23 protein-coding genes and 1 other RNA gene are annotated in these 26,207 nt (G+C 46.1%); 17 read left to right on the forward strand and 7 right to left on the reverse strand.

Going from position 1 to position 26,207, the window contains the following annotated elements:
- Position 1: 1 nt before the first annotated feature.
- The 4 genes from smpB (at position 2) to CHI14_RS26890 (ending at position 3,678) form a co-directional block, all read left to right on the forward strand.
- Entirely contained in the window at positions 2-484 is a 483-nt protein-coding gene (smpB, locus tag CHI14_RS26875) for an SsrA-binding protein SmpB (RefSeq protein WP_095293038.1), read from the forward strand.
- A gap of 576 nt (positions 485-1,060) precedes the next feature.
- Positions 1,061-1,424: a transfer-messenger RNA gene (ssrA, locus tag CHI14_RS26880) on the forward strand.
- 204 nt (positions 1,425-1,628) lie between these two features.
- Positions 1,629-2,777 carry a DNA cytosine methyltransferase gene (locus CHI14_RS26885; RefSeq protein WP_095293041.1) on the forward strand — a complete coding sequence of 383 codons (1,149 nt, stop codon included), beginning with the start codon at positions 1,629-1,631 and terminating at the stop codon, positions 2,775-2,777.
- Positions 2,746-3,678 (forward strand): DUF4928 family protein, encoded by a 933-nt coding sequence (locus CHI14_RS26890; protein WP_095293043.1) that lies wholly within the window; start codon positions 2,746-2,748, stop codon positions 3,676-3,678. Before CHI14_RS26885 ends, CHI14_RS26890 begins: the two co-directional genes overlap by 32 nt.
- A gap of 249 nt (positions 3,679-3,927) precedes the next feature.
- Here CHI14_RS26890 and CHI14_RS26895 read toward each other — a convergent pair whose 3' ends face one another.
- Positions 3,928-4,356 carry a stress protein gene (locus tag CHI14_RS26895; RefSeq protein ID WP_095293045.1) on the reverse strand — a complete coding sequence of 143 codons (429 nt, stop codon included), beginning with the start codon at positions 4,354-4,356 and terminating at the stop codon, positions 3,928-3,930.
- 219 nt (positions 4,357-4,575) lie between these two features.
- On the opposite strand from CHI14_RS26895, the gene CHI14_RS26900 reads away from it, so the two are divergent.
- Positions 4,576-5,829 carry a mechanosensitive ion channel family protein gene (locus CHI14_RS26900; RefSeq protein ID WP_095293048.1) on the forward strand — a complete coding sequence of 418 codons (1,254 nt, stop codon included), beginning with the start codon at positions 4,576-4,578 and terminating at the stop codon, positions 5,827-5,829.
- A 164-nt stretch (positions 5,830-5,993) separates the two neighbouring features.
- Positions 5,994-6,848 (forward strand): aldo/keto reductase, encoded by an 855-nt coding sequence (locus tag CHI14_RS26905; RefSeq protein WP_095293050.1) that lies wholly within the window; start codon positions 5,994-5,996, stop codon positions 6,846-6,848.
- A 184-nt stretch (positions 6,849-7,032) separates the two neighbouring features.
- On the opposite strand, the gene CHI14_RS26910 is transcribed toward CHI14_RS26905, so the two are convergent.
- The 5 genes from CHI14_RS26910 to CHI14_RS26930 all read right to left on the reverse strand — a co-directional run bounded on the left by CHI14_RS26910 (position 7,033) and on the right by CHI14_RS26930 (position 13,602).
- Positions 7,033-8,184, reverse strand: a complete 1,152-nt coding sequence (locus CHI14_RS26910) for a glycosyltransferase family 2 protein (protein ID WP_095293052.1) — start codon at positions 8,182-8,184, stop codon at positions 7,033-7,035.
- A gap of 232 nt (positions 8,185-8,416) precedes the next feature.
- The gene (gene pdxA, locus CHI14_RS26915; protein WP_095293054.1) at positions 8,417-9,412 is read right to left on the reverse strand and encodes a 4-hydroxythreonine-4-phosphate dehydrogenase PdxA; all 996 of its coding nucleotides are present in this window, start codon (positions 9,410-9,412) and stop codon (positions 8,417-8,419) included.
- Complete coding sequence (locus tag CHI14_RS26920; RefSeq protein WP_095293057.1) at positions 9,409-10,704, reverse strand: four-carbon acid sugar kinase family protein; 1,296 nt, start codon at positions 10,702-10,704, stop codon at positions 9,409-9,411. Before CHI14_RS26920 ends, pdxA begins: the two co-directional genes overlap by 4 nt.
- 60 nt (positions 10,705-10,764) lie before the next feature.
- Positions 10,765-11,751 carry a 2-keto-3-deoxygluconate permease gene (locus CHI14_RS26925; protein ID WP_095293059.1) on the reverse strand — a complete coding sequence of 329 codons (987 nt, stop codon included), beginning with the start codon at positions 11,749-11,751 and terminating at the stop codon, positions 10,765-10,767.
- Between the two features lie 168 nt (positions 11,752-11,919).
- Positions 11,920-13,602, reverse strand: a complete 1,683-nt coding sequence (locus CHI14_RS26930; RefSeq protein WP_095293062.1) for a sigma-54-dependent Fis family transcriptional regulator — start codon at positions 13,600-13,602, stop codon at positions 11,920-11,922.
- A 233-nt stretch (positions 13,603-13,835) separates the two neighbouring features.
- On the opposite strand from CHI14_RS26930, the gene CHI14_RS26935 reads away from it, so the two are divergent.
- From CHI14_RS26935 to CHI14_RS26985, 11 genes are all read left to right on the forward strand, one after another.
- Positions 13,836-14,048: a hypothetical protein gene (locus tag CHI14_RS26935; protein ID WP_095293064.1), complete on the forward strand. Its 213-nt coding sequence runs from the start codon at positions 13,836-13,838 to the stop codon at positions 14,046-14,048.
- A gap of 171 nt (positions 14,049-14,219) precedes the next feature.
- Entirely contained in the window at positions 14,220-14,924 is a 705-nt protein-coding gene (locus CHI14_RS26940; protein WP_095293066.1) for a PspA/IM30 family protein, read from the forward strand.
- A gap of 40 nt (positions 14,925-14,964) precedes the next feature.
- On the forward strand, positions 14,965-15,996 hold the full coding sequence (locus CHI14_RS26945; protein WP_095293068.1) for a TFIIB-type zinc ribbon-containing protein: 1,032 nt from the start codon (positions 14,965-14,967) through the stop codon (positions 15,994-15,996).
- Positions 15,997-16,037: 41 nt separating this feature from the next.
- Complete coding sequence (locus tag CHI14_RS26950; RefSeq protein ID WP_249281259.1) at positions 16,038-16,796, forward strand: TPM domain-containing protein; 759 nt, start codon at positions 16,038-16,040, stop codon at positions 16,794-16,796.
- Between the two features lie 39 nt (positions 16,797-16,835).
- Positions 16,836-17,858, forward strand: a complete 1,023-nt coding sequence (locus CHI14_RS26955) for an SPFH domain-containing protein (protein ID WP_095293070.1) — start codon at positions 16,836-16,838, stop codon at positions 17,856-17,858.
- A gap of 197 nt (positions 17,859-18,055) precedes the next feature.
- On the forward strand, positions 18,056-18,283 hold the full coding sequence (locus CHI14_RS26960) for a DUF896 domain-containing protein (protein ID WP_095293145.1): 228 nt from the start codon (positions 18,056-18,058) through the stop codon (positions 18,281-18,283).
- A gap of 103 nt (positions 18,284-18,386) precedes the next feature.
- Positions 18,387-19,343: a ring-cleaving dioxygenase gene (locus tag CHI14_RS26965; RefSeq protein ID WP_095293072.1), complete on the forward strand. Its 957-nt coding sequence runs from the start codon at positions 18,387-18,389 to the stop codon at positions 19,341-19,343.
- Positions 19,344-19,445: 102 nt separating this feature from the next.
- Positions 19,446-20,534, forward strand: coding sequence for a low temperature requirement protein A (locus tag CHI14_RS26970; RefSeq protein ID WP_095293075.1), 1,089 nt, complete (start codon positions 19,446-19,448; stop codon positions 20,532-20,534).
- A 424-nt stretch (positions 20,535-20,958) separates the two neighbouring features.
- Positions 20,959-23,742 (forward strand): glycoside hydrolase family 3 C-terminal domain-containing protein, encoded by a 2,784-nt coding sequence (locus tag CHI14_RS26975; protein ID WP_095293077.1) that lies wholly within the window; start codon positions 20,959-20,961, stop codon positions 23,740-23,742.
- Between the two features lie 114 nt (positions 23,743-23,856).
- On the forward strand, positions 23,857-24,048 hold the full coding sequence (locus CHI14_RS26980) for a hypothetical protein (RefSeq protein WP_095293079.1): 192 nt from the start codon (positions 23,857-23,859) through the stop codon (positions 24,046-24,048).
- A gap of 168 nt (positions 24,049-24,216) precedes the next feature.
- Positions 24,217-25,227: a sialidase family protein gene (locus CHI14_RS26985; protein WP_095293081.1), complete on the forward strand. Its 1,011-nt coding sequence runs from the start codon at positions 24,217-24,219 to the stop codon at positions 25,225-25,227.
- Between the two features lie 47 nt (positions 25,228-25,274).
- Here the strand turns inward: CHI14_RS26985 and CHI14_RS26990 are convergent, their stop codons facing one another.
- Entirely contained in the window at positions 25,275-26,207 is a 933-nt protein-coding gene (locus tag CHI14_RS26990; RefSeq protein WP_095293083.1) for an AraC family transcriptional regulator, read from the reverse strand.

Raw genomic sequence — 26,207 nt, forward strand, 5'->3', positions numbered from 1 at the left:
CATGGGCAAGAATGATGGACAGAGTAAAGTGCTTGCACAGAATAAAAAGGCTTCCCATGACTACTTCATTGAAGATACGTATGAAGCGGGCATGGTGCTTACCGGAACGGAGATCAAATCTCTTCGTAACGGCCGTGCGAATATTGGCGATGCGTTTGCCACGATTCGTAACGGTGAAATTCACATTCATAATATGCATATTAGTCCTTTTGAACAAGGGAACCGACATAATCCGCTTGATCCAACACGTACACGCAAGCTGCTGCTGCACAAGTCTCAGATTAACAAGCTGCTTGGGTTGTCGAAGCAGGAAGGATACAGTATTGTGCCGCTGAAGATTTATGTGCGTAATGGATATGCGAAATTGCTGCTTGGCCTGGGTAAAGGTAAGAAGCAGTATGATAAACGTGAGTCTGCTGCGAAGCGGGATGCACAGCGTGATATTCAACGGGCACTGCGTGAGAAGCAGAAGATCGCCCGCTGATTGGAATTGCTTCAGCTTCGCAGGATGCGTCATAAGTTAATTTTAGATGCGAGGTAAATGAGGATCTCAAGTTTGGCCCAGAACTGGGCGGAGCTTGGGATTTTTATTTTACGTGGTGCTGCTGTTAGAACGTTTGGGGAGCATAAAGGATTTAATCTGTAAGTACAGTATGGCTAAGTTAAAGATACATTGGTTTAGGTGGCTGCGATATGACGCAGATGTGGTATCTAAAGTAGCTGCTCTCTGCGTAGCCAGTACAAATTGTGGGTAAAATAAAGGAGGTACAGTTGTTCGCAATCTCATGCTGGCAAACTTTACTTCGACCGAGGGACGCGGTATAATATGTAGACGATTGAGCCTCAGATGGTGCATTGGTTAATCTTGCACAGATGTTCAGCCTGCTGGTATGACTTCCAGTAATCTGTACTATATCTGCATTCGGTCCTGTGATATGATTATTCATGTAGCAGACAGGAATGCCGAGTTTGAAAGAGCATCTTTTTACCTTGGAGGAAAAAGATGTGCAGCACCTTTGCTCCGTATTCACGGATTAATCCTGGAGCCCTTCTTATATGAGGGGGCGTTTATGGATTCGACGGGGATAGTTCGAGCATGGGTAGCGGGTAGTGGGGACGCGTCCGCTTCATCAACGCTAAAGCCTATTAAACGGCAAACAACAAAACAACTACGCTTTCGCAGCTTAATAACCTGTGAGCGTGCTCTCGCTCTGTATCGCCCATGTACCGGGATGAGGGCTCAACTTTAGTGGGATACGCTGTCACATCTCCGCCTGGGGTGTGCTGAAGAAGACAATCAGGCTGACCCAACGTATAGCCGGTTACGGGGCGATACTCGGGTGACATCAAAACTGTGACTACACCCGTAGAAGCTTATGTGTCGTTATCTTCGGACAGGGGTTCGACTCCCCTCGCCTCCATTAGAGCAAGAAAAACAAAGGCCATCAACCAGTTTCATAGGTTGATGGCCTTTGTTTTTCTTAGATATAAAGATATATCTATTTAGTGATAATATATAAAATGATTGGAGAATAGACTTATATAGAACATTTGCTCTTATTTCATAGATTATATCGAAATACAGTGGTAAAATAAAAGTGAAATTTAATTATGGAGGTGAGCCAGACTTGCTTACTAGTGCACTTAAAACAAATAAATCCACGTTCACTTTTCTTGAATTTTTTGCGGGAAGTGGATTAGTCACATATGCCTTGAAAAATCATTTTAAAGCAGTCTGGGCTAATGATATAGATGAAAAAAAAGCGACTATATATACTGCAAACCATGGTAATAAATACTTTCAATTAGGTGATATAAGTAATATTCAAGGTAACGACTTACCAGAAGTAGACTTAGCTTGGGCAAGTTTTCCTTGCCAAGATCTATCACTTGCAGGTCTTTCAGCAGGTATAAATGGTCAGCGAAGCGGAATGGTTTGGGAGTGGTTAAGAGTACTAGATGAAATGTCCGATAAGCCTTCTTTATTAGTGGCTGAGAACGTTGAAGGGCTTATTTCATCTAACAAAGGTGATCATTATCGTGTTTTACATGAAGCTTTGCGTATTCGCGGCTATAAAGTGGGAGCTATAATGCTCGATGCGGCTCGATGGGTACCTCAATCAAGACCAAGAATTTTTGTTATAGCTTTAAAAAGAGAGATTATGATCCCTGATGAATTGGTAAGTGAAGAACCAACTTGGTTGCATACTAAAGCAATAGCTAAAGTGGGAGTAACTCTTGAAGATTGGGTATGGTGGAACATGCCTGTACCCCCATCAAGAAAGAGTTCATTATCAGATATTATTGAGTGGGAAGCCCCTTGTGACCATAATCAAATTTCTGAGCGTAATATTTCTTTGATTAATGATCGCCATTTGGATAAGTTCCTTACTGGAGAAGTAGTAGTTGCTCCAGGGTATAAAAGAACTCGAAATGGTAAGCAAGTGCTGGAGTTGAGGTTTGACGGAATTGCTGGATGCCTTAGAACACCAGGAGGCGGAAGCAGTAGACAATATCTGGTTATAAACCATAATGGCAAAGTTCAAACAAGATTACTTACTGTCAGAGAAACTGCTCGATTAATGGGGGCTCCTGAGACCTATAAACTTCCTGGTACTTATAATGATGGTTATAAAGCAATGGGGGATGCAGTCTCGGCTCCTGTAGCAAAATATTTAGCCAAACATTTACTTGTTAAACTTGCAATAGTTGCTTCAAATTACGCGTTAGAAGGAGCATATAATAATGTCAGAGGAACTCTCAAACCGATTATTTGATTTTAGAGAGACCAACAAACTAACAACCAAGGGGAAATTAGCTGCAATTTTAATTACTACCCGAAATGCTAAAGAAAATGGATTACCTCTTGATTTCTCTACCATGAGGACGGAAAACAAGGGGCAAATTAAAGGTTTAAGTAAATCTAATGTTCAGAAAATACTGAAGGACTATGGAATCAATAGAGTGTTGGCAGAAGAGGCAGGTAGGACTAGCCGTGGGAGCATAGGCTATATCGAGAGCTATGTAGATTTTCTGAATTCTACTTATCAAGAAGGTATATTAGATATCAAATATACAGAAAATTGGTGGGTAGAACGTATTAAAGATTTTTTTTCAGGCCAACCTTTTGTTTTGAAATATGACACAAGTAAGTCTCTTAGAACTATGGTGAGAGACTTACTTGATCAGGCTGTAAAAAGACAAAAGGACAATCCTGGAACAATGTATGAAGGGGCTGTTCTTCAACATCTAATAGGAGCTAAACTTTCATTAGTTCTGTCAGATGAGGTGGTTACGAGACACGGATTCTCTGTAGCAGATGCTGGAAGTGGGAGGAGCGGAGACTTTGCTATTGATGAAGTTATTTTTCATGTTACCACAGCTCCCAGTGAAGCATTGCTGAGAAAATGTCTTCGCAATCTTGAGGCTGGGAATAGACCGATCATTGTAACAACTCATGAAAGCATAGCTGGAGCTGAGAGTCTTTCCAAAATTCAAGGTATGGAAGGGCGCATAGATATTCTTGAAGCAGAGCAGTTTATTGCTACGAATTTATACGAATTGAGTAAATTTTTGACATCTGAAAGAAAGCTTACAATTGAGCGGCTTGTTGAAAAATATAACGAAATAATTGATGAAGCTGAGACCGACCCGAGTCTCAAAATATTAATTGGTTGAAAGTAAAGACAGGCAAGCATTAAATTTGTCATTTGGAATTTTTGGAAATAAATTGAGTGACATCAAAACTGTGACTACACCCGTAGAAGCTTATGTGTCGTTATCTTCGGACAGGGGTTCGACTCTCCCTCGCCTCCATTAAAGCGAAACAACAAGAAAGCCATCAGCCAGACATTCTGGTTGGTGGCTTTTCGGTTTATATGAGGCGCAACCTGTTAAAGAATCACTAATGATGAGCTATCTACTTCCTCATAAATCCTTGATAACCTCTACATATCGATCAAACTCCGTTTGACTCATTTGATCACTCATCTGTAAAAGGACATTATCTTGGGCATAGGCATGCGAATTAGGCATTAGCGTTGATTTTACAGGTTCCTCGTAAAAATCCTTCAGTTTTTCAAGATCGGTTTTATTCTCAAACAAGAATAGATAACCACCCTCTCCTTCACCCAAGGCCGGAACTAGAAAGGGTTGCTCGTCTATAAGCCCTAAGTTAGCCAATACATGATCTTCACTAATAGACTCCGTTGGAGCTTCGACCTCAAGTCCAGCCTCTTGGAACTCGGTGACAATATCATCAAGAGTAATCGCTGACTCACTCTCACTCGAAGAGCACGCAGCCGTTATACTTAGAATTAGGACCAATAAGAAAACCAAACCAATATTTTTCCTCAAGTCAATCACCTCCTGTAATAATATATATGATAAGTATAGTTTACCATAATTGTATTTTTTTATTTAGAAAAAGCACTCTATATGTCTATAGTTACTCTTGATTCTTAACTCCAACAAACTAGCATACCTTTTACATAGTGCCTCTTATCTTGAATTTTGCTTCGTACCAGAGAGTCATTTATAATGAAAAGCTAAACTAGACTGCGTTAGGAGGAAACAATGGATTTTATCAAAAAACAACTAGACGGAACGGGCATGAGTGAACAAACCATTGGCATTCTTTCAAACATCATCATGGTTATTTTTATTGCGGTGGTCTCCATCCTGGCGAATTATATAGCCAAAAGAATCGTGCTGAAGACGATTCATCATATCGTCAATAATAATCGGTACAAATGGGGCCATATCATTGTGGAGAAAAAGCTGTTCCACAAGCTGTCGCATCTCGTGCCGGCCATTATTATCTACTATTCTGCTTATGTCTTTCCATCCTATCAGGCCTTGATCGAAAAGGCTGCATTGACCTACATGATTGTCATCATGATTACGGTCTTCAATGCCTTACTTAATGTGTTTGATGACATATATCGTTCCTATGAAGTATCCAAGATCAGGCCAATCAAAGGTTATATCCAGGTCGCCAAGATTATTCTTTTCATCATTGGGGGCATTATCGTCATTTCGAGCCTTATTGGTCAGAATCCATTGATCATTCTTAGTGGTCTTGGTGCGTTATCGGCGGTGCTGATGCTGGTCTTCAAGGATTCCATTCTGGGCCTCGTGGCAGGCGTTCAATTATCGTCGAATGACATGGTGCGTGTAGGCGACTGGATTGAAATGCCGAAATATAATGCAGACGGTGACGTCATCGACATCACACTAAATACGGTAAAGGTTATGAATTTTGATAAAACGATCACGATGATTCCGAGTTATGCCTTGATATCGGACTCGTTCAGGAACTGGAGAGGCATGCAGGTATCCGGCGGCAGAAGGATTAAGCGAAGTGTCTATATCGATACAAGCAGCATTACCTTTTGTACCGAAGAAATGATTAAGGAGTTCCAGAAGATCCACTACCTTACGGACTATGTTGATACAAAACTAAGTGAAATTAATGAGTACAACATGGAACACCAGATTAATACAGAAAGCAAAGTGAACGGAAGACAACTGACCAATGTCGGGGTATTCCGGGAATACATCCATCAATATCTGAGGAATCATCCTAAGATTCATCAGGATATGACGCTGATTGTGAGACAGTTAGCGCCGGGAGATAACGGACTGCCACTTGAAATCTATGCCTTCAGCAACGATATCACCTGGGCTGTGTATGAAGCAGTTCAAGCGGATATCTTTGACCACATCTTTGCCGTGGCGCCGACGTTTGGTCTTCGTGCTTTCCAAAATCCAACGGGCCACGATATCGTTCAGCTTAAGGAAAGCCCGCAATTTTCACGTGGCTACTAAAATATGAATACCAAAGGATACTGAGTTCAGCTCATTTGCTTAATGAAGGCCTGCGCCGTCTGGAAAGAATTGATTCAATCGTGTATGGAGGGGTAGAATAAACGAGAGGGACTAGCTAATTTTCATATCGTTTTGTATACCTTTTAGCAAAGGAGAGTCTTCAGATGAATCATCAAATTCCGGAATATACGTTGAATGATGGCTTGAAAGTACCGGCAATTGGGTTTGGCACCTATAGCTTAAAAGGTGCAGAAGGCGTTAAATCCATCGTGTCTGCACTGGATGTAGGCTACCGATTGATTGACACGGCCTATAACTATGAGAACGAGGCGACAGTCGGAAAGGCCATCAAGCAGAGCTCCGTTACGAGAGAAGACCTGCTGATCTCTTCCAAACTGCCTGGGCGTTATCACGATTATAACAAGGCGATCGTAGCCATCGAGGAATCCTTATACAGAGCAGATCTGGATTACTATGACCTATACCTCATTCACTGGCCGAATCCGAAGCAGGATAAGTATGTAGAAGCCTGGCAGGCACTCATTGAGGCGAAGAAACGTGGATATATCCGTTCCATCGGAGTTAGTAACTTTCTGCCTGAACATAATGAGCGTCTGATTAAGGAGACTGGGGTCGCCCCAAGTCTGAACCAGATCGAGCTGCATCCGTTTTTTGACCAAGCTGAGCAGCGGAAGAAGGATTCAGAGCATGGTATTGTCAATGAATCCTGGAGTCCTATTGGCCGCGGTAATGATGCCGTGCAGGATGTGGTGAAGGATGAGAAGATCCTCCGCATAGCGGAAGCTCGTGGCAAAACGGGAACACAGGTCATTTTGCGCTGGCATACCCAGCTGGGTTCCATTCCAATCCCGAAAGCAGGCTCCCTTCAACACCAGAAGGAAAACATCGATATCTTCGATTTTGAGTTGAGCGAGCAGGAGATGGAAGTCATCTCGTCGTTCAATCGTCAAGATGGACGGTTATGGGGACAGGACCCGAGCGAATACGAAGAATTTTAAAGTAAATAATGAAACCGTACTATTCACCATAGAGGTGAGAAGAACGAGTATGTAGGGAAACGACGCCTCCCATCTGCAGAGATGCAGATAGGAGGCTTTTTGTTGTGTTCTTATTTGAAAAGAAGAATTAAATTTAAATTTTCAACCCATCAGTACTTTTTAAGCTTCTAACGTGAGTCCTAACCTACTCCACCAATTTTTCAGACCTTTGTACCATATCTCGTAAAACACGAGCCACTCTGCTTTTCCTGCCTGTTGCTCTTCGCTGTATTTTAGCTAATGATTTTTTGTATGCCTCTGCATCAGATTGGAGTAAGAACTGCTTGGCTGCAATTCGTAGTGTCCTTTTTAACAACCGTGCGGAAGAACGTGTTGTTCTGGACCGGAACCCTCTGCGCAAAACCCTCAGTGTATTCTTGTAGGTTTCTAGGTCAGCGGATGGAGGCACAACGCAAAATAAATTCAGTGCGGAATCATTGAACCCATAGGTTTCCAACATGATTCGCAGATTCTCCGTATTGAGCACATCCCCCCGGAAGTGGGTTGGGTGCTCCTGATGATAGCCTACGACCTCTTTGATGCAATAGAAAGGCACTTTCAAACAGTGCAGCCTGTAACCCAAATCCCAATCTTCAAGCCCATAAAGTACATATCTTTCGTTAAAACCCCCTACTCGATTCAACAGACTACGTCTAACGGCTACACACCGAGTAACAAACACCATCCAGGGAGCTACATCTGTGCTCGCAAATTGTTTGATGACACCCGGCGGCATTTTGGATGGGAAAACCACTCTTGACAAAGCATCTGTATGATGAATGATATCTGCGGGTGTTACCAACGGAATAATTTCATTCGCAGTTTCTAGTTCGGGACGCCATGAGTTTGATGCTGCGAGGACCGCATGACAATGTTCTTTCTCTTCTGGGGAAAAGTCCGGATAGTAGTGGGTATATGAACCATCGAAAGAATGCGGAAAGCCAGAAACCACAGCTCTTGGATTTTTACGATGATACTGCCGCACGGTTCGAATAAACTCGGGTAGTGCCAGAAAGTCAGCATCGCAAAAGATAACATACGACCCTTGGGCATGCTGGAGCCCCAAATTACGGATCGCAGATCTGCCGCGCTGTTCTGTTTGGGATACATAGGTCAACGAATATGAAGCACGATAAGCTTCAACCAGTTCTTTCGTTCCATCCGTTGAACCATCATCAGCGACGATAACTTCAAAAAGATGTTTTGGGTAGGTCTGCGCCTCAAAAGCCGCCAGTGTAAGCGGTAACTGATGGGCCCGGTTATAGGTTGCAATAATGATACTGTAGCGGATCTTCATGCTAATTTCCCCCTCAGGTTTGTTGATGTTTTTTTATGGATAACCGAACAAGATCAAAGAAGTGATATTAGTGTATTCCTGGATTCTGGCGGGGACTGGTCAAACACCCTAAGGTTTCGGAAACAGGCTTGGTCGATCAAAAAAGAAAAAGCAGCGATTCTTCCCGACTGGGGAGAATCGCTGCTTTATTTAACTTCAATAAAGGAATACGTTTGAATACGTTCGGTTACATTTACATTTTTGGGGCAAGCTCAATGGCAGAGCGAATGGCTGCCAGCATGCTTTTGTCATCGGCGATGTTTTTACCAGCGATATCGAAGGCTGTACCGTGGTCAACGGAAGTGCGGATGATTCCGCCTTTTAAGCCAACGGTGATGTTCACGCCTTCTTCGATGCCCATAACTTTAATCGGTGCATGTCCCTGATCATGGTAGCAAGCAACTACGATATCGAAGTCGCCGCGGCCTGCACGGAAGAACAGTGTATCTGCAGGGAGAGGACCAACCACGTTAATGCCTTCCTGCTGCGCACGCTCGATACCTGGCTGAAGTTTTTCTTCTTCTTCACCATTACCGAACAAGCCGTTCTCACCTGCGTGAGGGTTAATGCCGCATACCGCTACACGTGGATTCTCGAAGCCTGCTTTTTTGAGTGTATCGTGTGCCAGCTTAACCACCGTGTAGGTTCTTTCGGGATTGATGCTGGCAATCGCATCGATCAAGCCCATGTGTGTTGTCAGGTGAATAACCCGTAGGTTAGGCGTCGTAAGCATCATGGAGAAATCCTGTGTATCGGTCAGATCGGCCAGAATTTCGGTATGTCCCGGATACAGGTGTCCACCTTGGTGCAAGGCCTCCTTGTTCAGAGGGGCAGTGCAGATGGAGTTGATCTGCTGTTTTTTGGCCAGATCAATGGACTTGGCCAGGAATTGAAAGGCTGCATCTCCCGCTATAGGAGACACCTTTCCATATTCGAGATCGGCAGGGATGAGATCCAGATTAATGACATCCACGGTGCCGAATTCATATTTGGCTTCCGAAGGCTCCTGAATGGCATTGACGTTCAAGCTTGATCCGATGACGGGCAGAACGCGTTTCAATATTTTTGCATCACCAATAACGAGTGGGTTGCAGTTGTCGTAGACCTCCTGATGGCCTAGTGCCTTCATAATAATCTCGGGTCCGATACCTGCTGCATCGCCCATTGTAATTCCAACTGTGGGTTTCATACTGGAATCCCTCCTTTTAATTTTTCAATCGCATGGATGAAGACTTCTGGTGTGCCGAAGCCTCCTGCTTTGGTAATGACATGTAAGTCTTCTATTCCGATAAACTTGGATATTGGAACACCAATCTCAAGTTCGTCCAGCAGCTCGAAGCCGCTAATATTCCACTTCATGCAAATTTGCTTGGCGGTGTCCCCACCGGTCATGGATACACCCTTGAAATTCCCCTCTTCAAGCAATCTGGCACAAATCTCACCCATGGCCCGTACGATTTCGTTGCTGACCTCGGTATGATCCAGACCGCGGGCTTCACCCGTGGCACGTGCCAGTTCAATATCAACCTGCTCTGCCGTGGAATACAAGACAACGTCATGGCCTGCAAGGGACTTGGCTTTTACTTCTTTATATACACGCTCCATTTCCTCTGTCCGATCAGCTGCAGCGGATACGGCTTTGAAGGAGTGGAATGCAACAGAGGAAACGCTGGTCTGATCCAGCAGTTTCTTCAACTGGGCACGCGAGTTTTTATTAACACTGCCTACGACAGTAAGAATGGGCCCGGAATTTCCCGGTATAGTCAGTTCCGTTGATTTACCCTCCAGACTGAAATGTCCGGGAAGATAGTTGGCAATTCCTGCAGAGCCTGCCCATGCAAAGGAATATTCCAGCTCGCTGGTCATTTGCAGGATTTGCTCCAGATGCAGTTCCTCCGTCGAATCCACAAGTACGTAGGGAATGCCGTTTTCTTTGAACTGGGTTAACTTCTTCTGGATATGCTCCTTGCCTGCCTCCAGATCCGATACGCTGATTTCTCCTACTTCATACTTCGTCTGAAGCTTAAGCAGTTCCGGAAGATACGAAACAGTCACAGGTGTTTTGGGATCGTTCGCGATCTCGGTGTCTGCCAGTGGAATTCCGTTCAGGTAGTGTACTCCGCTTAGGATCGTACGATTATTCTTCGGATAACCGGGTGCAATCATCATGAAATCCGGTTTAATCACGTCGTACAGCGCATCAATCTCAATTCCAATGTTACCACGCATGGTGGAATCCATTTTTTTGAAAATGGTATCGAATCCATTTCTCGTCAGAAACTCGGCTGCATTACGAACGCGCTGGTAAGCTTCATCCGAGGCAATGGAACGGCTGTCCGTGTCGAAAACAACAGCATCGTAATGACGAATATTATTCTCGTCCATGTTAAATAATACACTGGTTTTCAAGCCATGACGGGCAAGCTGAACCCCGCTGTCATTGGCACCAGTCAGATCATCTGCAATAATGGCTAATTTCATGCTGTTCTCGCCTCCTTGAGAAAAAGTGAATTCATGTCCGCTCTGGATAAGTTCGTTGCTTTATGTGGTCGGTCTTTGATTGTATTTCTCGACCCCGCCTGATTTCTCCAACCGTTTGGATAGGAAACCGATGAAGATCGGCAATAGAATAGCGGTGGTTACGACACTGGCTGCAATCTGTACGGTAGCAATTTCAGCAATTGGGGCAAATGAAGCATTAGCAGCCACGATAGCAGCAGGTGTACCTACAGCGTTACCGGCTGTTGAACCTTCCGAAGCTCCGACAATAGGATTCCAGCCGATGGCTTTGAAGAGCAGGTAGCCAACCCCGCCAGTGATCAATACTGTAATTACACCCAGCATGATGCCGCTTAGTCCACCTTGAATGATAGACGAGAAGTTGATTCCCATACCGAGTGAAAAGGCGAAGAATGGAACGAGCTTGTCACTGCCTTTATGCAGCCATTCAGCCAAGCTGCGATCCAGGTTACCAATAACCACTCCGACGATCAGTGGAAGCAGTACCGCTACAAAAGCCATCGGGGAGAACATACCATTGGCGAAGCCCATTGCACCGAAAATAGAGAGTGCAACCATGGTAAGAAAAGGTCCGTCGCTGAGTGCGAGGAATGGATAAGCTGCCTTGTCATCCTCTTTGCCGTATTGTCCGGCCAGGGCGATGTACAGTCCGCCGTTGGAATTCGTCATCGCAGCAATAATGGCAAGCGGTGCCAGACCAAGGAATAATCCATTGGAATCCGCGAAGAAAATGGCGATCAAACCTAATATTGCACCAACAGCCCACTTGAACACAAGCAGTGTAATACCTTTACCGACAGATGAACCGGCTGTCTTGAACGTAATTTGTGTTCCGGCAATTAGGAGGAACAAAGCGATCAGCGTGCTTGAACTGTTAACGAACAGGGCTTCGGTAAATCCGCCAATCCGCAAGGCATTGGGGAAGAATGTGTTAATCGTTGCACCAAGTAACAGCGGGACAACCATCATACCGCCAGGAATACGATCTAATGTCGCTTTAATGTTCATAGTAGTAGCTCCTTTAAGTGAGTAATCGTTTTCATGAAGCGCTTGCAGGGACTATCTTAACGCAGATTGTTTATTTTAGCAACAATAATTTGCTGTAAATTTTAAGTAATCATTAAAGTGTTTAATAATGCAACACAATGGGCGATAAAAAAAGCACAAACTTAAAGATTATTCTTTAAGTTTGCGCCAAAGTGTGGCCCGGTTAATCCCCAGGCGATCTGCAGCCTTGGATTGATTATTGTTTTCCTCCTGCAGAACGTGTTGAATAATTTCCTTCTCGATCTCTTTCAGCGTACCGTTCAACCTCATCGTGTTCGATGCAGAATGCTGATTAAGCAGGCGGGACAACGTAGCTGTTGAGATCACATAATCCTGCTCATTCAGGGCAGCCTGTTTGATAAGATGCTTCAGCTGGCTGACTGTCATTTGTGGAACCTGCTCCCGGATTAACTGCAGAGCATCCTCTTTGATCTTCACCGCAGCGGTTCCATACTTATGATAATAGTCGGTAAGGAACTGCTGGATCAGTGGAGCCAGATCCTCCAGCCTGTCCGCAAGACTTGGCATCATCATGGTACTCAGCTCGATATCAAGCGTCCAATAGGGATTCAAGGGTTCTTCTCCCAGAATGAATACACCAATCTGCCTGTTTAGACAGATTTCAATGAATGAGGTCACCTCTTCATCATGGAGCCGCTGTTCGATATGATTTAGCTCCACGTTGCGGACCTTGGAGAGCGGTATTTTATGCAAATGACCGGCAGGTACCTGCGACAGGTCTATTTGCAGCAGAAGTCCACCGCCTGAGTACATCTGATGCATGTGTTTTACCAGAAATGATTTGCCTGAATCCGCATGTCCGAGCAGATAGATGGGTTCGTGATTTTCATATAAAGCCCGAATGTTCTTCAACATCACCTGCATGGCTGGTGATTCGGCAACAATGGGCTCGATGGTTATATCCGTGTAGGTGGTTATGCCGAATTGTGCAAACTGGTAGGGCTGTCCTTTTTCAAGCGTGTAGACTTTATAACCCTTATTATTCAGCGTCGTTTCATGGGCCGTTACCGTCAGCTGATAATCGTCGACCATGAACACATGTTGAACCTGGGATTGCTCAAACTCCAGATTGGTATTTATCAAATGAATGTAATTATCCGTCAGTGGATTCTGCTCGAAATCGGTCAGGTTTTCAAATACAATATCGTTCCGTTCATCTAAAATAAGCAGATTGGGGTGCTCCTGTGTGACCAGGTTGTTCAAAATGACTGAAATGGCTTGGTTCTTGCTCAGATAGCGAAATACCAGCTGGGCATCTTCAAGGGCGCGCAGAATGGCTTCCTTGCCAGACTGAATCAGTAACCCTTCGAGCCCATAGGTTCTGGCGGTGTCTACGGTGATCACATCTCCGACAATCTGACGGTACCCGGATGCTTTCAGCTCCAGCAGCAGCCTGGCGACATCTTCGGAACTGCGAATCGTGTATACCTTGAGGGGCAGGTCCATCAGGTCAATAATGGACTGTGCACCTGAGGTGATATTGGAAAAGCCAACGATGGCCGTTTTGCCGTTAAACTGGCTGGCCAGAGTCAAGGAACGAATCATGTCATATCCCGAGAGCTGCACATCAATGACGGGAATGGTGACGGCTTCCTTGATCAGCTGTGCAGTACCCCCACGGCTAATGATAATTTCGGCCCCGTTTCGTTCGGCTTGTGAAGCCAGTTCGGCTCCCTTTGCCAAGTCTCCCACATCGCATTGAATCGATAATTGAGGAAACCGGGGAATGCATTCTTGTATAATGGTAGTCATGGATTCGTAGGGAGCAATGATATGAACTCGTGTACGCATAGTGTTCCTGCCTTTTATAGAAATCTCATTTAATGGTTCCCTTATTATAGCCAACTTACGAGGGATTGGCATCTTTGCTCTAGAAGCTTAGGTGCAGGATGGCAGAGTAGCGATTAGCCATGCTGTTTGCTGAACTGCGACCTTGTGATAATTATCACGGAAGTTCGGAATCCATTTTTTCAAAATAATACATAAGCATCAACGATGGAAAGGGAAGAAAGGAGCGTCATTCGATGTCAGCATTTCGTGAAGCGGTAGAGCAGGATCATATCATTCAATGCGTGGTTAATGAGTTTATGTGCAGGGTGCTCTGGAGCGAAGGTCGTCCATGTCTGGAGTATCAGCACGAAGAGGACCTGAAGCATATTACGGCATATGTTGAGGCAAACTTTGGTGTAGAACTGCTGGATGTATTCTTTACCGCGGTAGAGAGTCTTCCCGCCTGATCCGGATAGCCATACTGTTAAAAATGGATAGTGCAGCGTAAGAGCAACCATCAGCAGGAGCTGATGGTTTTTCATTTGGGAAATGTCAGCCAATCCAGGGAAATGAAACCTCGTTCTTGGAATTCATGTATTATAGGGTGTATGTAAACTTTTCGGAGGAGGAACACAGGAATGGGAATCTTATCGAGGTTTAGGGACGTGATGAAGGCCAATGTGAACAGCTTGCTGGCTCGGACGGAAGATCCGGAGAAGACCGTGAATGAATATATGCGGAGTTTGAGCAGTGATCTGGGCCAGGTGAAAGCGGAGACGGCGGCAGTTCTGTCAGAGGAGAGCAGGGCGAAGCGAGCTTTGGACGAATGCAGCGCTGAGGTTAAGAAATTGCAGCGGTATGCAGAGAAGTCGGCAGAATCAGGCGATGAAGATAAGGCCCGGAGTTTTCTGGAGAAGAAAGTGAAGCAGACGGAGAAATGGAACGAATTACAGGCAGCGTATGAGCGTGCCTCCGCGAAAGCCAAAATGATGAAGCATATGAATGAGAAATTGGTAGCAGACCTGGGACAATTGGAAGCCAGACATACCGAGCTGAAGGGCAGAATGGCAGAGGCGAAATCTCAGCAGCAGGCCAATGAACGCAATGCTTCAGCAGGAAAAGCAAACGCGGCTTTTCAGGCGATGGAAGAGAAGGCCAATCAGGCTTTGAATGAAGCAGAGGCACTTGCCGAGCTCCGGGCAGGGAAGCAGGAAGATGATCTGGATGAACTTATTGCGCAGCTCGAGAGAGAAATGAACGCGGAAGCGGGTAATAGTGACAATACAGCTCCCAGTGCGGAGGAAGAACTCGCAGCAATCCAGGAGAAGCTGAAGAATAATTAGGATGGATACGATACTATTTCGTTAATATTGAGGTGAGCAGATGCCAGTTATTGAATACAAGTGTCCCAACTGTGGCAGTGGTATGGTTTTTGACAGCGCGACAGGTTCATTATCCTGCCCGAGCTGTGGGCGACAGGACAACATTGAGCAAATCCCTGATCCGCTCAAGAAACAGGTGTTCACGGAAAATGAAGTGAAGCAATATCACTGTAACAGCTGCGGCGCGGATATCGTCACAGAACCGGAGACGAGTGCAACCACGTGCAGCTTCTGCGGGGCAGCTGTTGTGCTGAGCGATCGGCTGACGGGGGATCTGGCACCCGTCAAGGTTATTCCTTTTTCCATCAGCAAGGAGCAGGCCAAGCAGGCATTCAAAAAGTGGTGCCGGAATGGCCTGCTGACTCCGAGCGGATTCATGAGTGCAGACCGGATTCAGAATATTACCGGGATGTATGTGCCGTTCTGGTTATATGAGTTACATAACAAAATCGAAGTTCACGGCCGCGGAACCAAGGTGAGAACCTACACGCAAGGCGACTACCATTATACGGAGACACAGCATTTTGATATTTACCGGAAAATCCGGCTCAACTATGTGAATCTGCCCATTGACGCTTCGGAGAAAATGAAGGATGAGCTGATGGATAAGCTGGAGCCGTTTCCCTATAACCAGCTGAAAGAGTTCAAGACCCCGTATCTTGCGGGATACATTGCAGAGAAATACAGCTATACCGATGAAGAGTTATATCCGCGGGCCAAGGAGAAGACCCGATCTTATATTGATTCGTATATCGCTTCAACCGTATCCGGTTATAACAGTGTAAGTTACACGGACAAACAAATTGATACGACACTTAAAAATGCAGACTATGTGCTGCTTCCTGTATGGATGGTCTATTACGATTTCAATCGTGCCCAATATACCTTTGCCATGAATGGTCAAACGGGAAAAGTGGTCGGCAAACCTCCCATTAGCAAAGCCAAAGTGGCCGGATGGTTCGCAGGTGTTTCCGCTGTGTCCTTGTTGTCCTTGAAACTGATCTCCTGGATGATGGGAGGTGGGTTCCTGTGAAACAGGTCAAACAGCTTGCAATGGTAACCGCCCTGGTAATGATGGTGTTTAGTTTGACATTCTCCTTTTTGACTGTTCAGACTGCCTCGGCAGCCGAGGGTAAAAATCTCATCTATGATGAGGCCAATCTGCTGAGTGAGCAGGAGAAAAGTGAATTGAACGCACTGGCGAATGAGTATGGAGCCGAGAGGCAGACGGATTTTGTTATTTTTACTTCCAATAATGAAGAGCACAAGAGTGAAGAATTGTTAACGGAGGATTTCTACGACGAGCGAGCGCCCGGTTACGATAAGGCACACGGAAACACGGTCATTTTGACACTCGACATGTACAATCGAAAAATGTATTTGGCTGGCTTTTACAAAGGAGAAGAGTATATCGACAACGGGAGGGCTGATAAAATTACAGCCAAAATTGCCCCGGATGTAACCGATGGGAATTATAGACTGGCTTTTGAGAAGTATCTGGACCTGTCCTATAAATACATGGGAATTAAACCGGGTGTGAACCCGGATAACATTCTATTCAAAACCTGGTTTCAGCTCGCTGCATCCGTGGCGATCGGAGGAATCGTAGTTGGGGTGATGGCCTTTCGTTCAGGAGGAAGAGTCACCGTCAATCGAGCGACATATGAGGATTCCAGTGCCTCCAGTGTAATTGATCGTCAGGATCGGTATATCCGCACAACGGTCACCAAACAAAAAATAGAAAGAAACAATAACAACGGCGGCGGAGGCGGCGGTGGTGGAGGTACCACCCGAGGCGGCCATTCACATAGCGGAAGCAGCAGATCGTTTTAACATTTGTATTAGTACCACATAGAAGGGATGGGAACGAATATGGGATTTTTCAAAAATCAATTTTCGAATGTAGTGGAATGGGAAGAATTCAGAGATGACATGATTTTCTGGAAGTGGAGCAACAGGGAGATCAAAAAGGGCAGTAAGCTGATTATCCGTTCGGGTCAGGATGCGATCTTTTTGAACAACGGCAAGGTTGAGGGAATCTTTGAAGATGAAGGCTCATTTAATATTGATTCCGAGATCATTCCGTTTCTGTCTACATTAAAAGGGTTTAAATTCGGGTTCAACAGCGGCATGCGGGTCGAAGTGCTGTTCGTGAATACAAAAGAATTTACCGTTCGGTGGGGAACGCAAAGCCCTGTACTGATTCCGACACCTCAGCTTCCGGGCGGAATGCCGATTCGAGCCAACGGTACGTTCAACTTCAAAGTGAGTGACTACGTCACGCTCATTGATAAAATTGCCGGCATCAAGCAGAGCTATCTGGTCGAGGATGTCAAAATCCGCATGACTTCTGTACTGGATCAGCTGCTTATGAAGTGGATCAGCCGTGAAGGCAAGGATATGTTCAACCTGCAGGCGAACGCGTCGGAGATTGCACAAGGCATACAAGAAGACCTGGATATGCAAATGATGGACATCGGAATTGGCATTACCGGATTTCAGGTGATGAGTTTCAATTACCCGCAAGAGATTCAGGATATGATCACGAAGACCGCTTCGCATGAGATGATCGGTAATCTGCAGAAATACCAGCAGGTTAGCATGACGGATGGCATCGCATCCGGCAAGGTGAAAGGCGGCGGCGCCGCATCGGATATGGCGGGCATGATGATGGGCATGAATATGGCTAACGAAATGATGAAGAACATGAACCAGAATCAAGCCCAGAATCAAAATAATAACAATAAAAGTTCAGGCCAAAATACGGATCAACCATCCGCGCCCAAGGAAGGATCTTCTTCCGAGGGGGCCAAGAAGCCGAACTTCTGTCCGAACTGTGGTGCCAAAAATGAAGGAGCCAACTTCTGTCCCAACTGTGGTCAAAAGCTGGTTTAACATATTGGAATTTAGGAAGGGCTCACATCGGAGTGGAAACTCTGCATGGAGCCTTTTTTCTTTTGCAATTTCATTTTGATAAAAGTGTTGACAATATCTCAAAAATGATTTATCTTTAATTTAAGATATTTAATTCAAAGGAACATAACACCTAAGAATAATATCTAAATCCAATTACAAGGAGAGAGATCAAGATGATGATTCCAACATTGACCAGAATAAATGAACTTTCCAGAAAAGCTAAAGAGGCAGAACTGACAGAGATGGAGAAAGCGGAACAAATTCGTCTGCGCCAGGAATACCTGCAAATCTTTCGCGGTTCGATCAATGATATTCTGCTGAATGTCACCATCTATGATCCGAACGGCGATGACGTTACTCCGGACAAATTGAAACAGGAACAAGCAAGCCAAAACAACAACTAAATTCAATCGATCATATATCTTAAAATAAAGATAATACAAATTACAATAACTATAAAAACTAAAACCACCATACCCAATTCGAAAATCCAAGGAGGAATTTTTAATGAAACTTCAAACTGCAGGTATCCACCATATTACGGCTTTTGCGGGAGATCCACAGGCCAATGTCGACTTTTACGCTGGGGTTCTGGGACTTCGTCTCGTGAAAAAAACAATCAACTTCGATGCACCAGACGTGTATCATCTGTACTTCGGGGATGAAAAAGGCAGCCCGGGCACCATTATTACCTTCTTCCCATCTGCCGGATCACCTCGAGGCAAAATTGGCGGCGGCCAAGTTGGTATTACCTCTTATGTCATTCCTCCTGGGACTATTGGCTTCTGGCAGGATCGGCTGGAACGTTATAACATTGAGGTTACCAAAACAAGTCGCTTCAATGAAGAGCTACTTCAATTCGAAGACAGCGAAGGTTTGCGGCTTGAGCTTGTTGAACGGGAAGAGGGTGCTGCCAGCACATGGGAGCATGAAGGAATTCCGGCAAACAAAGCGATCAAAGGCTTCGGCGGTGCTGTATTGTTCAGTGTGAATCCGCAGAGAACAATGGATGCGCTGGAGAACATTCTGGGATTCGTCAAAGTGGATGAAAACGAAGCGTATGCCCGTTTCCGTTCCAGCGGAGATATCGGCAACGTCGTGGACGTTCCGGTTACCCGTATACCTCTGGGTGTAGGCGGCTCTGGCACAGTACACCACATTGCGTGGCGTGCCAAAGATTTTGAAGAGCATGAGGCATGGAGAGGGGCCGTATACCAATATGGCTACCAACCAACCCCAGTCCGCGACCGTCAATATTTCAATGCTATCTACTTCAGAGAAGCAGGCGGAATCCTGTTTGAGATTGCAACAGATCCACCGGGATTTGCCAAAGATGAACCTGCTGATGCACTCGGAGAAAAATTGATGCTGCCAGAGTGGTTCGAACAGTATCGTGAACAGATCGAAGGCAATTTGCAGCCGATCGTGGTAAGAACGTTGGAACCTGCAACAGCTGCTCAGTAATGGACAATATAAACCATAGCGGCCAGAACGATGTTCCGGCCGCGAATGGATTAACTTTTACATAAGGCAAATGAAGACTTGAACCCAAAGGAGCATCGAAGGATGATGGAGAAAAAGGTTACCTGGCTGGAGCTGTTTTACGATTTGCTCTTCGTGGCAGCCGTATCCAAAGCAGGACATGTCCTGCTGCATGCCGAACACGGCGTTATTTCGTTTGAATATCTAATGAAATTTGTATTGATCTTCATCCCCGTCTGGTGGGCATGGGTGGGACAGACCCTATTCATTAATCGATACGGTCAGGATGTCCTCAGCCATCGTATCTTTCTCATCCTTCAGCTTCTGTCGGTTCTCGTGATGACGGCAAGTCTTTCGACCCACTTTGATCAATATTACCTGTCATTCTTCGTAGGATATATCGGTTCGAGGGCATTTACCGCGATTCAGTATCTTACGGTTCACAAGTCCAAAAGCACACATCAACAACAGGCCGCCCGTTATCTGGGTATCTGCTTTATCATCGGTATTCTGATCTCCTCAGGTTCTCTGTTCTTCGATTCCTGGGTGCGTTACGTCGTCCTGTATGCGGGGATTGCCGTAGATATCGTACTTCCGCTGATTGGACGCAAAAATCTGGTGAAGGTACCGATCCAGACGCATCACCTGCTCGAACGCTTTGCACTCTTTACACTTATCCTGCTCGGTGAGTCGGTAGTTAGTATTATTGCTGTACTGCAGGCCGATCACTGGGATCTGAGATCCATCCTGTTTGCCGCCTTTACTTCCATATTCGTCATTGCGATGTGGTGGCAGTATTTCGATAACGTGGAGAAAAAGGTCAGCAAGGAGATTCAGGCGGCCGGGCAAGCGATCATCTATGGCCATCTGTTCATCTACATTTCAATGAGCATGATCGCCGCTTCAATTCAGCTGTTGTACCTGAATGAACTTAACTATGTATTCATGCTGGGATTTGGCTTCGGATCTGTACTGCTCTACTTCCTGTCGACCTCGCTCGTGTTCCATCGTTACCGACATGCACACTCAAGACTTCGTCCGATTCATCTGGTAACGATGGTTGGCGTACTGGCTGCATTCGTTATTGTGGATCTGATCTATCAGGTTCCGAACTACGTTATCGTGGGTGAAGATATGTTATTCTTCCTTCTATATGCGAAGCTGACGACTTGAATAGAGGTTTGTAACGAATTTATAAGTCACGGACGGATTGCGTTCGTGGCTTTTTGGTTTAATTATTCCAAAATGTCATGTCCACAATGTGAAAAAGCGGTTTCGTGAGTTATTTTCTTCTATAGAATCTGTTAATATGGGACTATGTACAAGTGAATCTACCAAATCACTGAATATCTCATTTATAAGATGGGCTTGATGTAACAAGTACAAGAGAACGGAGAGGGCAGAAATAACCTGGAGAAGCGAAGCGTTCGCCTTTATCACCGGATTTCTCCCTTAAAAAAAGGGAGTCAGGAAATCTGGGGATAAGAGTGATCGGATGGTTGTTCTGCAATCGAAGTGGTCTAATGTAGGATGTTCTAAGTTCATTTTATACATGACGATTCATGGATTATGGGGAGAACAATCAGGAGGGAAATCATTGAGTACACATCAAATCGGAGTTCCATTGGAAGGGTTTGCAGAATTTAGCCGCACGGTTGCCGCAGAAGGCGCGGTACTATTGAGAAACGAAGGTCAGGTACTTCCTCTTCGTGACAACGAAAACGTTTCAGTTTTTGGGCGAATTCAAGTTAACTACTATCGTAGCGGCACAGGTTCAGGCGGAAGCGTGCATGTAGCATATACAACGAACCTGCTGGATGGGCTTCGCGGCAAGAAGAATATCACTGTTAATGAAGAGCTGGCAGCAGTTTATGAAAAGTGGATTGAGGAAAATCCATTTGATGATGGCGGTAAAGTATGGGCAGCTGAGCCTTGGAACCAGAAGGAAATGCCTCTGACCGATGAATTGGTTGCACAGGCAAGAAGCAAGTCCGGCAAAGCCATCGTGGTCATTGGACGTACTGCTGGGGAAGATCAGGATAATGCAGATGCACCAGGCAGCTACCAGCTGACCGAAGATGAGAAAGCCATGCTGAAGCAGGTTACAGCGCATTTTGAACATACCATTGTGGTGCTGAATGTCTCCAATATTATCGATATGAGCTGGTTGAACGAAACGTATATACATCCGATTCAGGGCGTCATCTACTCCTGGCATGGTGGTATGGAGGGTGGTAACGCGATTGCCGATGTACTGGCGGGTGACGTTACACCGAGCGGTAAACTGACGGATACGATTGCGTATTCTATCGAAGATTACCCTTCAACAAGCAACTATGGCAATGAGTTCAAGAACCTGTATCAGGAAGATATTTATGTGGGTTATCGTTATTTCGAAACGTTTCGACCTGAAAAGGTGCAATTTGAATTCGGTTACGGCCTGTCTTATACGACGTTTGCCATTCAACCGCAAGATGCTCGCACGATTTCCGCAGAAGGCCAAACCTTCATTGAAGTTCGTGTAAACGTGACCAACTCGGGCACGACATATGCGGGCAAAGAGGTTGTGCAGGTGTACTATGAAGCACCACAAGGCAAGTTGGGACAACCTGTGAAGGCTCTGGCAGCCTTCGGCAAAACAGGACTGCTCCAGCCTGGAGAATCGGAACTGCTGACAGTAAGCTTCCCGGTACATAGCATGGCATCCTACGATGATGCAGGCGTCACAGGATATGCATCGGCTTACGTTCTCGAAGAAGGCACGTATCGTTTGCATGTCGGTACAAGTGTAAAACAAGCAGACCACATCGAAATTGACGGTCAGGAAGGGTACATCGTAGAAACGATTCAAATGGTAGAGCAGCTGCAAGAGGCGATGGCCCCAACCGAAGATTTCACCCGGATGAAGCCAGGTGTTCGCAAGGCGGATGGGTCGTACGAGCTCATTTACGTGAACGTGCCGAAGCGTCAGGTTTCCATGGCAGACCGGATTGAGCAAAATCTCCCGCAAACGCTGGAGCAAACGGGTAACCAAGGTTACAAATTGAGCGATGTCAAAAACGGAAAAGTCAGTCTGGAAGCCTTCATCGCCCAATTAAGCGATCAGGATCTGGCTGCGATCGTACGAGGCGAAGGTATGAGCAGTCCGCTTGTTACCTCGGGTACAGCGTCCGCATTCGGTGGTGTCAGTGACAGCCTGTTTAACTACGGCATTCCTGTAGCGTGCACTGCGGATGGCCCGTCCGGCATTCGTATGGATAGTGGGGAGAAAGCTACACAAGTCTCGATCGGCACGCTGCTGGCAGCAACATGGAATACGGATCTGGTTGAAGAGCTGTACGTCATGGAAGGTCAGGAGCTGCTAAGAAATCAGGTGGATACCCTGCTCGGACCTGGACTTAATATTCGCCGAAGCCCGCTCAACGGTCGTAACTTCGAGTACTTCTCCGAAGACCCGCTGATCTCGGGTGTGTTTGCGGCAGCATGCACCAAAGGTATTATGAAGGGCGGATCCAATGCGACCCTGAAGCACTTTGCCTGCAACAATCAGGAGAAACACCGCAGCAAGGTTGATGCCGTAGTCTCGGAGCGTGCCCTGCGTGAGATTTACCTGAAAGGGTTCGAAATTGCCGTGAAACAAGGCGGCGCCAATTCCATCATGACCTCCTATAACCCGATCAACGGACACTGGGCTGCATCCAACTACGATCTGAACACGACCATTCTTCGCGGAGAGTGGAATTTCGACGGGATCGTTATGACAGACTGGTGGGCCATTATGAACGATGTGGTCGAAGGCGGAGAGGCTGACCGCAAATATACAAACTGGATGATCCGTGCGCAGAACGATCTGTACATGGTTGTGCCGAACTATGGCGCAGAGATCAACGGCTGGGATGATAACACGATTGAGTCCCTGGCAAATGGAACTCTGACACGCGGAGAGCTCCAGCGCTCGGCGATCAATATTTGCAAGTTCATCATGAATGCACCGGTTTCCTCGAGAAAACACGAAATCGTGGAGAACGTGGCATCCTTCCAGGCCAATGCATCTCTTGCTTCGGACCAGGCCCAGGCTCTGGCTGAGAATGCACAGGTGAAGCCTGCTGTAAGCGAGCCAGTCTATATGAAAGTGGACGAGGCAGGACAATATCGGATTATCGTACAGATCATGTCCCCTGAGCCGGAACTGGCCCAAAGTGCATGTAATGTGCTTTTGAATGACCAGTTGATGACGACCATTCAGACCAATGGTACAGAAGGCAAATGGATCAGACAGAAGCTTGTAAAAGTAGAGCTGGAAGCAGGGCTGTATGAGTTGAAGCTGGACTTCACCAAACCGGGTCTGCAGATTGACTGGATTGAGTTCAAACAGGTCTAGCACAGGCATACAGGCATCCCGTGATGGGCATGTTGTCACTGGACAGGCTGACTGTTATGATGTTGTTAGGAGATCCTGGAATTCTGAACAATCTGGTCAGGAGTGTTGCGAAGGATGAGAAGGTATAATTATTGGAGTCCAATCCTGCTGATTGCAGTAGCGTTGATTGTAAGAAGCCTGGTAACCAACCTGGGTATGCTGTTCGGCATGTCGCAGGAATCAGCAAGTAGTATCGCCATGATTGCCATGGTGATTGCCGCACTTATTATGTTTAATCGAATGACGAAGGCTCGTCGCAAAAAATAAAAAAGCCTGGATGACCGAAAAGGAAATCAAGGCAAGATAGACACCCTCCGGGGTGTCTTTTTTTGTATTGACGTGCTTAACCTAACGTTTTAGACTAGACCTAAATAGTAATAACGAGTTTAAATAACAAAAATAACAAAATGTGATCATCCAAAGGAGAAACCATTGATGAAGATCATTGCCGACAAGCAGTATGTCTTTCATGAAGGTCAGCCTTTTCAGAGCAGTCATGCTTCCACCGTTGCTGTTTTAACGGATGGGGTGATACTCGCCGCTTGGTTTGCAGGCAGTCATGAGAAGGCAAGTGATGTCGCAATCTGGATGGCAAGGCAGGAAGATGGATCATGGTCCGCTCCGCGCAAAGTTGCAGATGAGGAAGGCATTGCTCACTGGAACCCTGTGCTGTTCGTACTGGGTGATTCGCTAATGTTATTTTACAAGGTAGGGCACGAGATTACAGATTGGCATACCCGCGTCATTCGCTCGGAGGACGGTGGGCATGCGTGGAGCGTGCCCCAAGAACTGGTGCCTGGAGATCGGGGTGGACGCGGTCCGGTCCGCAACAAGCCTATTCAACTGGAGGATGGGGCGATTTTGGCTCCAGCTTCCATTGAACGACCTGACTCTGAGATTCCAGGACACCAGATCTGGGAGTCGTTTGTCGATATCTCGACAGATCATGGGAGCACATGGACGAAGAGTGCTGATGTACCGATGGATCTGTCCACCTATGTTGGGACAGAGCACTGGTTTGCCAAAGGGCTGATCCAGCCCACGTTGTGGTCTTCCGGCGAGAAACGTGTGCATATGCTGCTGCGCAGCACTGAGGGGTTTATTTATCGCAGTGATTCGGATGATGGTGGATGGACCTGGTGTGAGGCTTACCAGACGGAGCTGCCAAACAACAATAGCGGAATTGATGTCACGTTGATGGAAGACGGTTTGCTTGCGCTTGTCTACAATCCGGTCAACGGGTATGCGACGGATAGTCCGCGAACTCCTTTGGTTGTTGCTTTTTCGGTCGATAACGGCTGGACTTGGGGTGATGAATTCGTATTGGAGAACGAACCGGGGGAATATTCCTATCCGGCCATCATGTCCAAGGGGAAGGAACTGTATGTTACCTATACATGGAAAAGGGATCGGATTGCGTTTTGGAAGCTGACCGTTAATCGATAGCGAGGAATAAGGACCGCAAATGCGCAAATGATGCGCTTTGACGGTCCTTATGTCATGGGGCGTGGACGGAACTGGTTCGGTGAGAGTCCGGTACCCCGTCTGAATTGCCTGGAGAAGTGGCTGACAGAGTGATAGCCAAGTTCATCTGCGATATCCTCGATGGTCTTGTTGGTACTGACGAGCAGTTGTTTGGCATGGTTAAGCTTCTTCTCTGTGACATATTGCCGAGGGGAGATGCCGTATATTTCTTTGAATATTTTGGTGCACTGGCTGCGGCTCAGGTTCAGCTCTTCGGCCATCTGTGTGATGGAACCTTCACTCGAAATAATGGTTTGCAGCTGCTCTTCGATGCGATGTGCAGTATCAGCCTTATGCATGGTTACCTCCGGTATGGCGTCCGGGATAGAATCAGATTCTCCGGATTGCAGCAGGATGATCTCCTGAATGATCAGGAGGATGTAGGCTTGCAGTGCCATTTTCTGAACTGAGGTCAGGGTGATTCTGGTTTCTGAGCCATTTGAAGCAGATAGGGAAGTCGAGGACAGACTGTGCTGCATCTCCCGTTCAATCTTGGTTACATAGGCAGGCAGTTCAGTGGTAGCTGCCTTGCTGTGGGGAATCAGGCGATATTCCTGCTGGCTCAGCGTTCTTCGCAGCTCGGAATCATCAATGTCGAAGTGAATATTAAAAAAGTCAAAGCGTGAATGATGGATCGGTTCCATGTCTCTTGCGGGCTCGTTGGTATGGGCGTTCTCCATCTGGTGTCTGGCACCTGCACGGATGAAGAACCAGTCTCCTGGACCAAGCAGAATTTCATCCGCACCGATCAGCATTCTGCCTTCTCCGCACTGGCAATACAGAACTTCATATAAATGATGATGGTGCTTTGGATAGACCCAGCCGGGTGATTTTCTGCCAAAATGACAACCCGTAACCTGCAGTGTGCTTGTCATATTGGGAAAGATCACATCCGTATCCAT

The sequence above is a fragment of the Paenibacillus sp. 7516 genome (genome assembly GCF_002272715.1).
Taxonomy (GTDB): Bacteria; Bacillota; Bacilli; order Paenibacillales; family Paenibacillaceae; genus Paenibacillus; species Paenibacillus illinoisensis_A.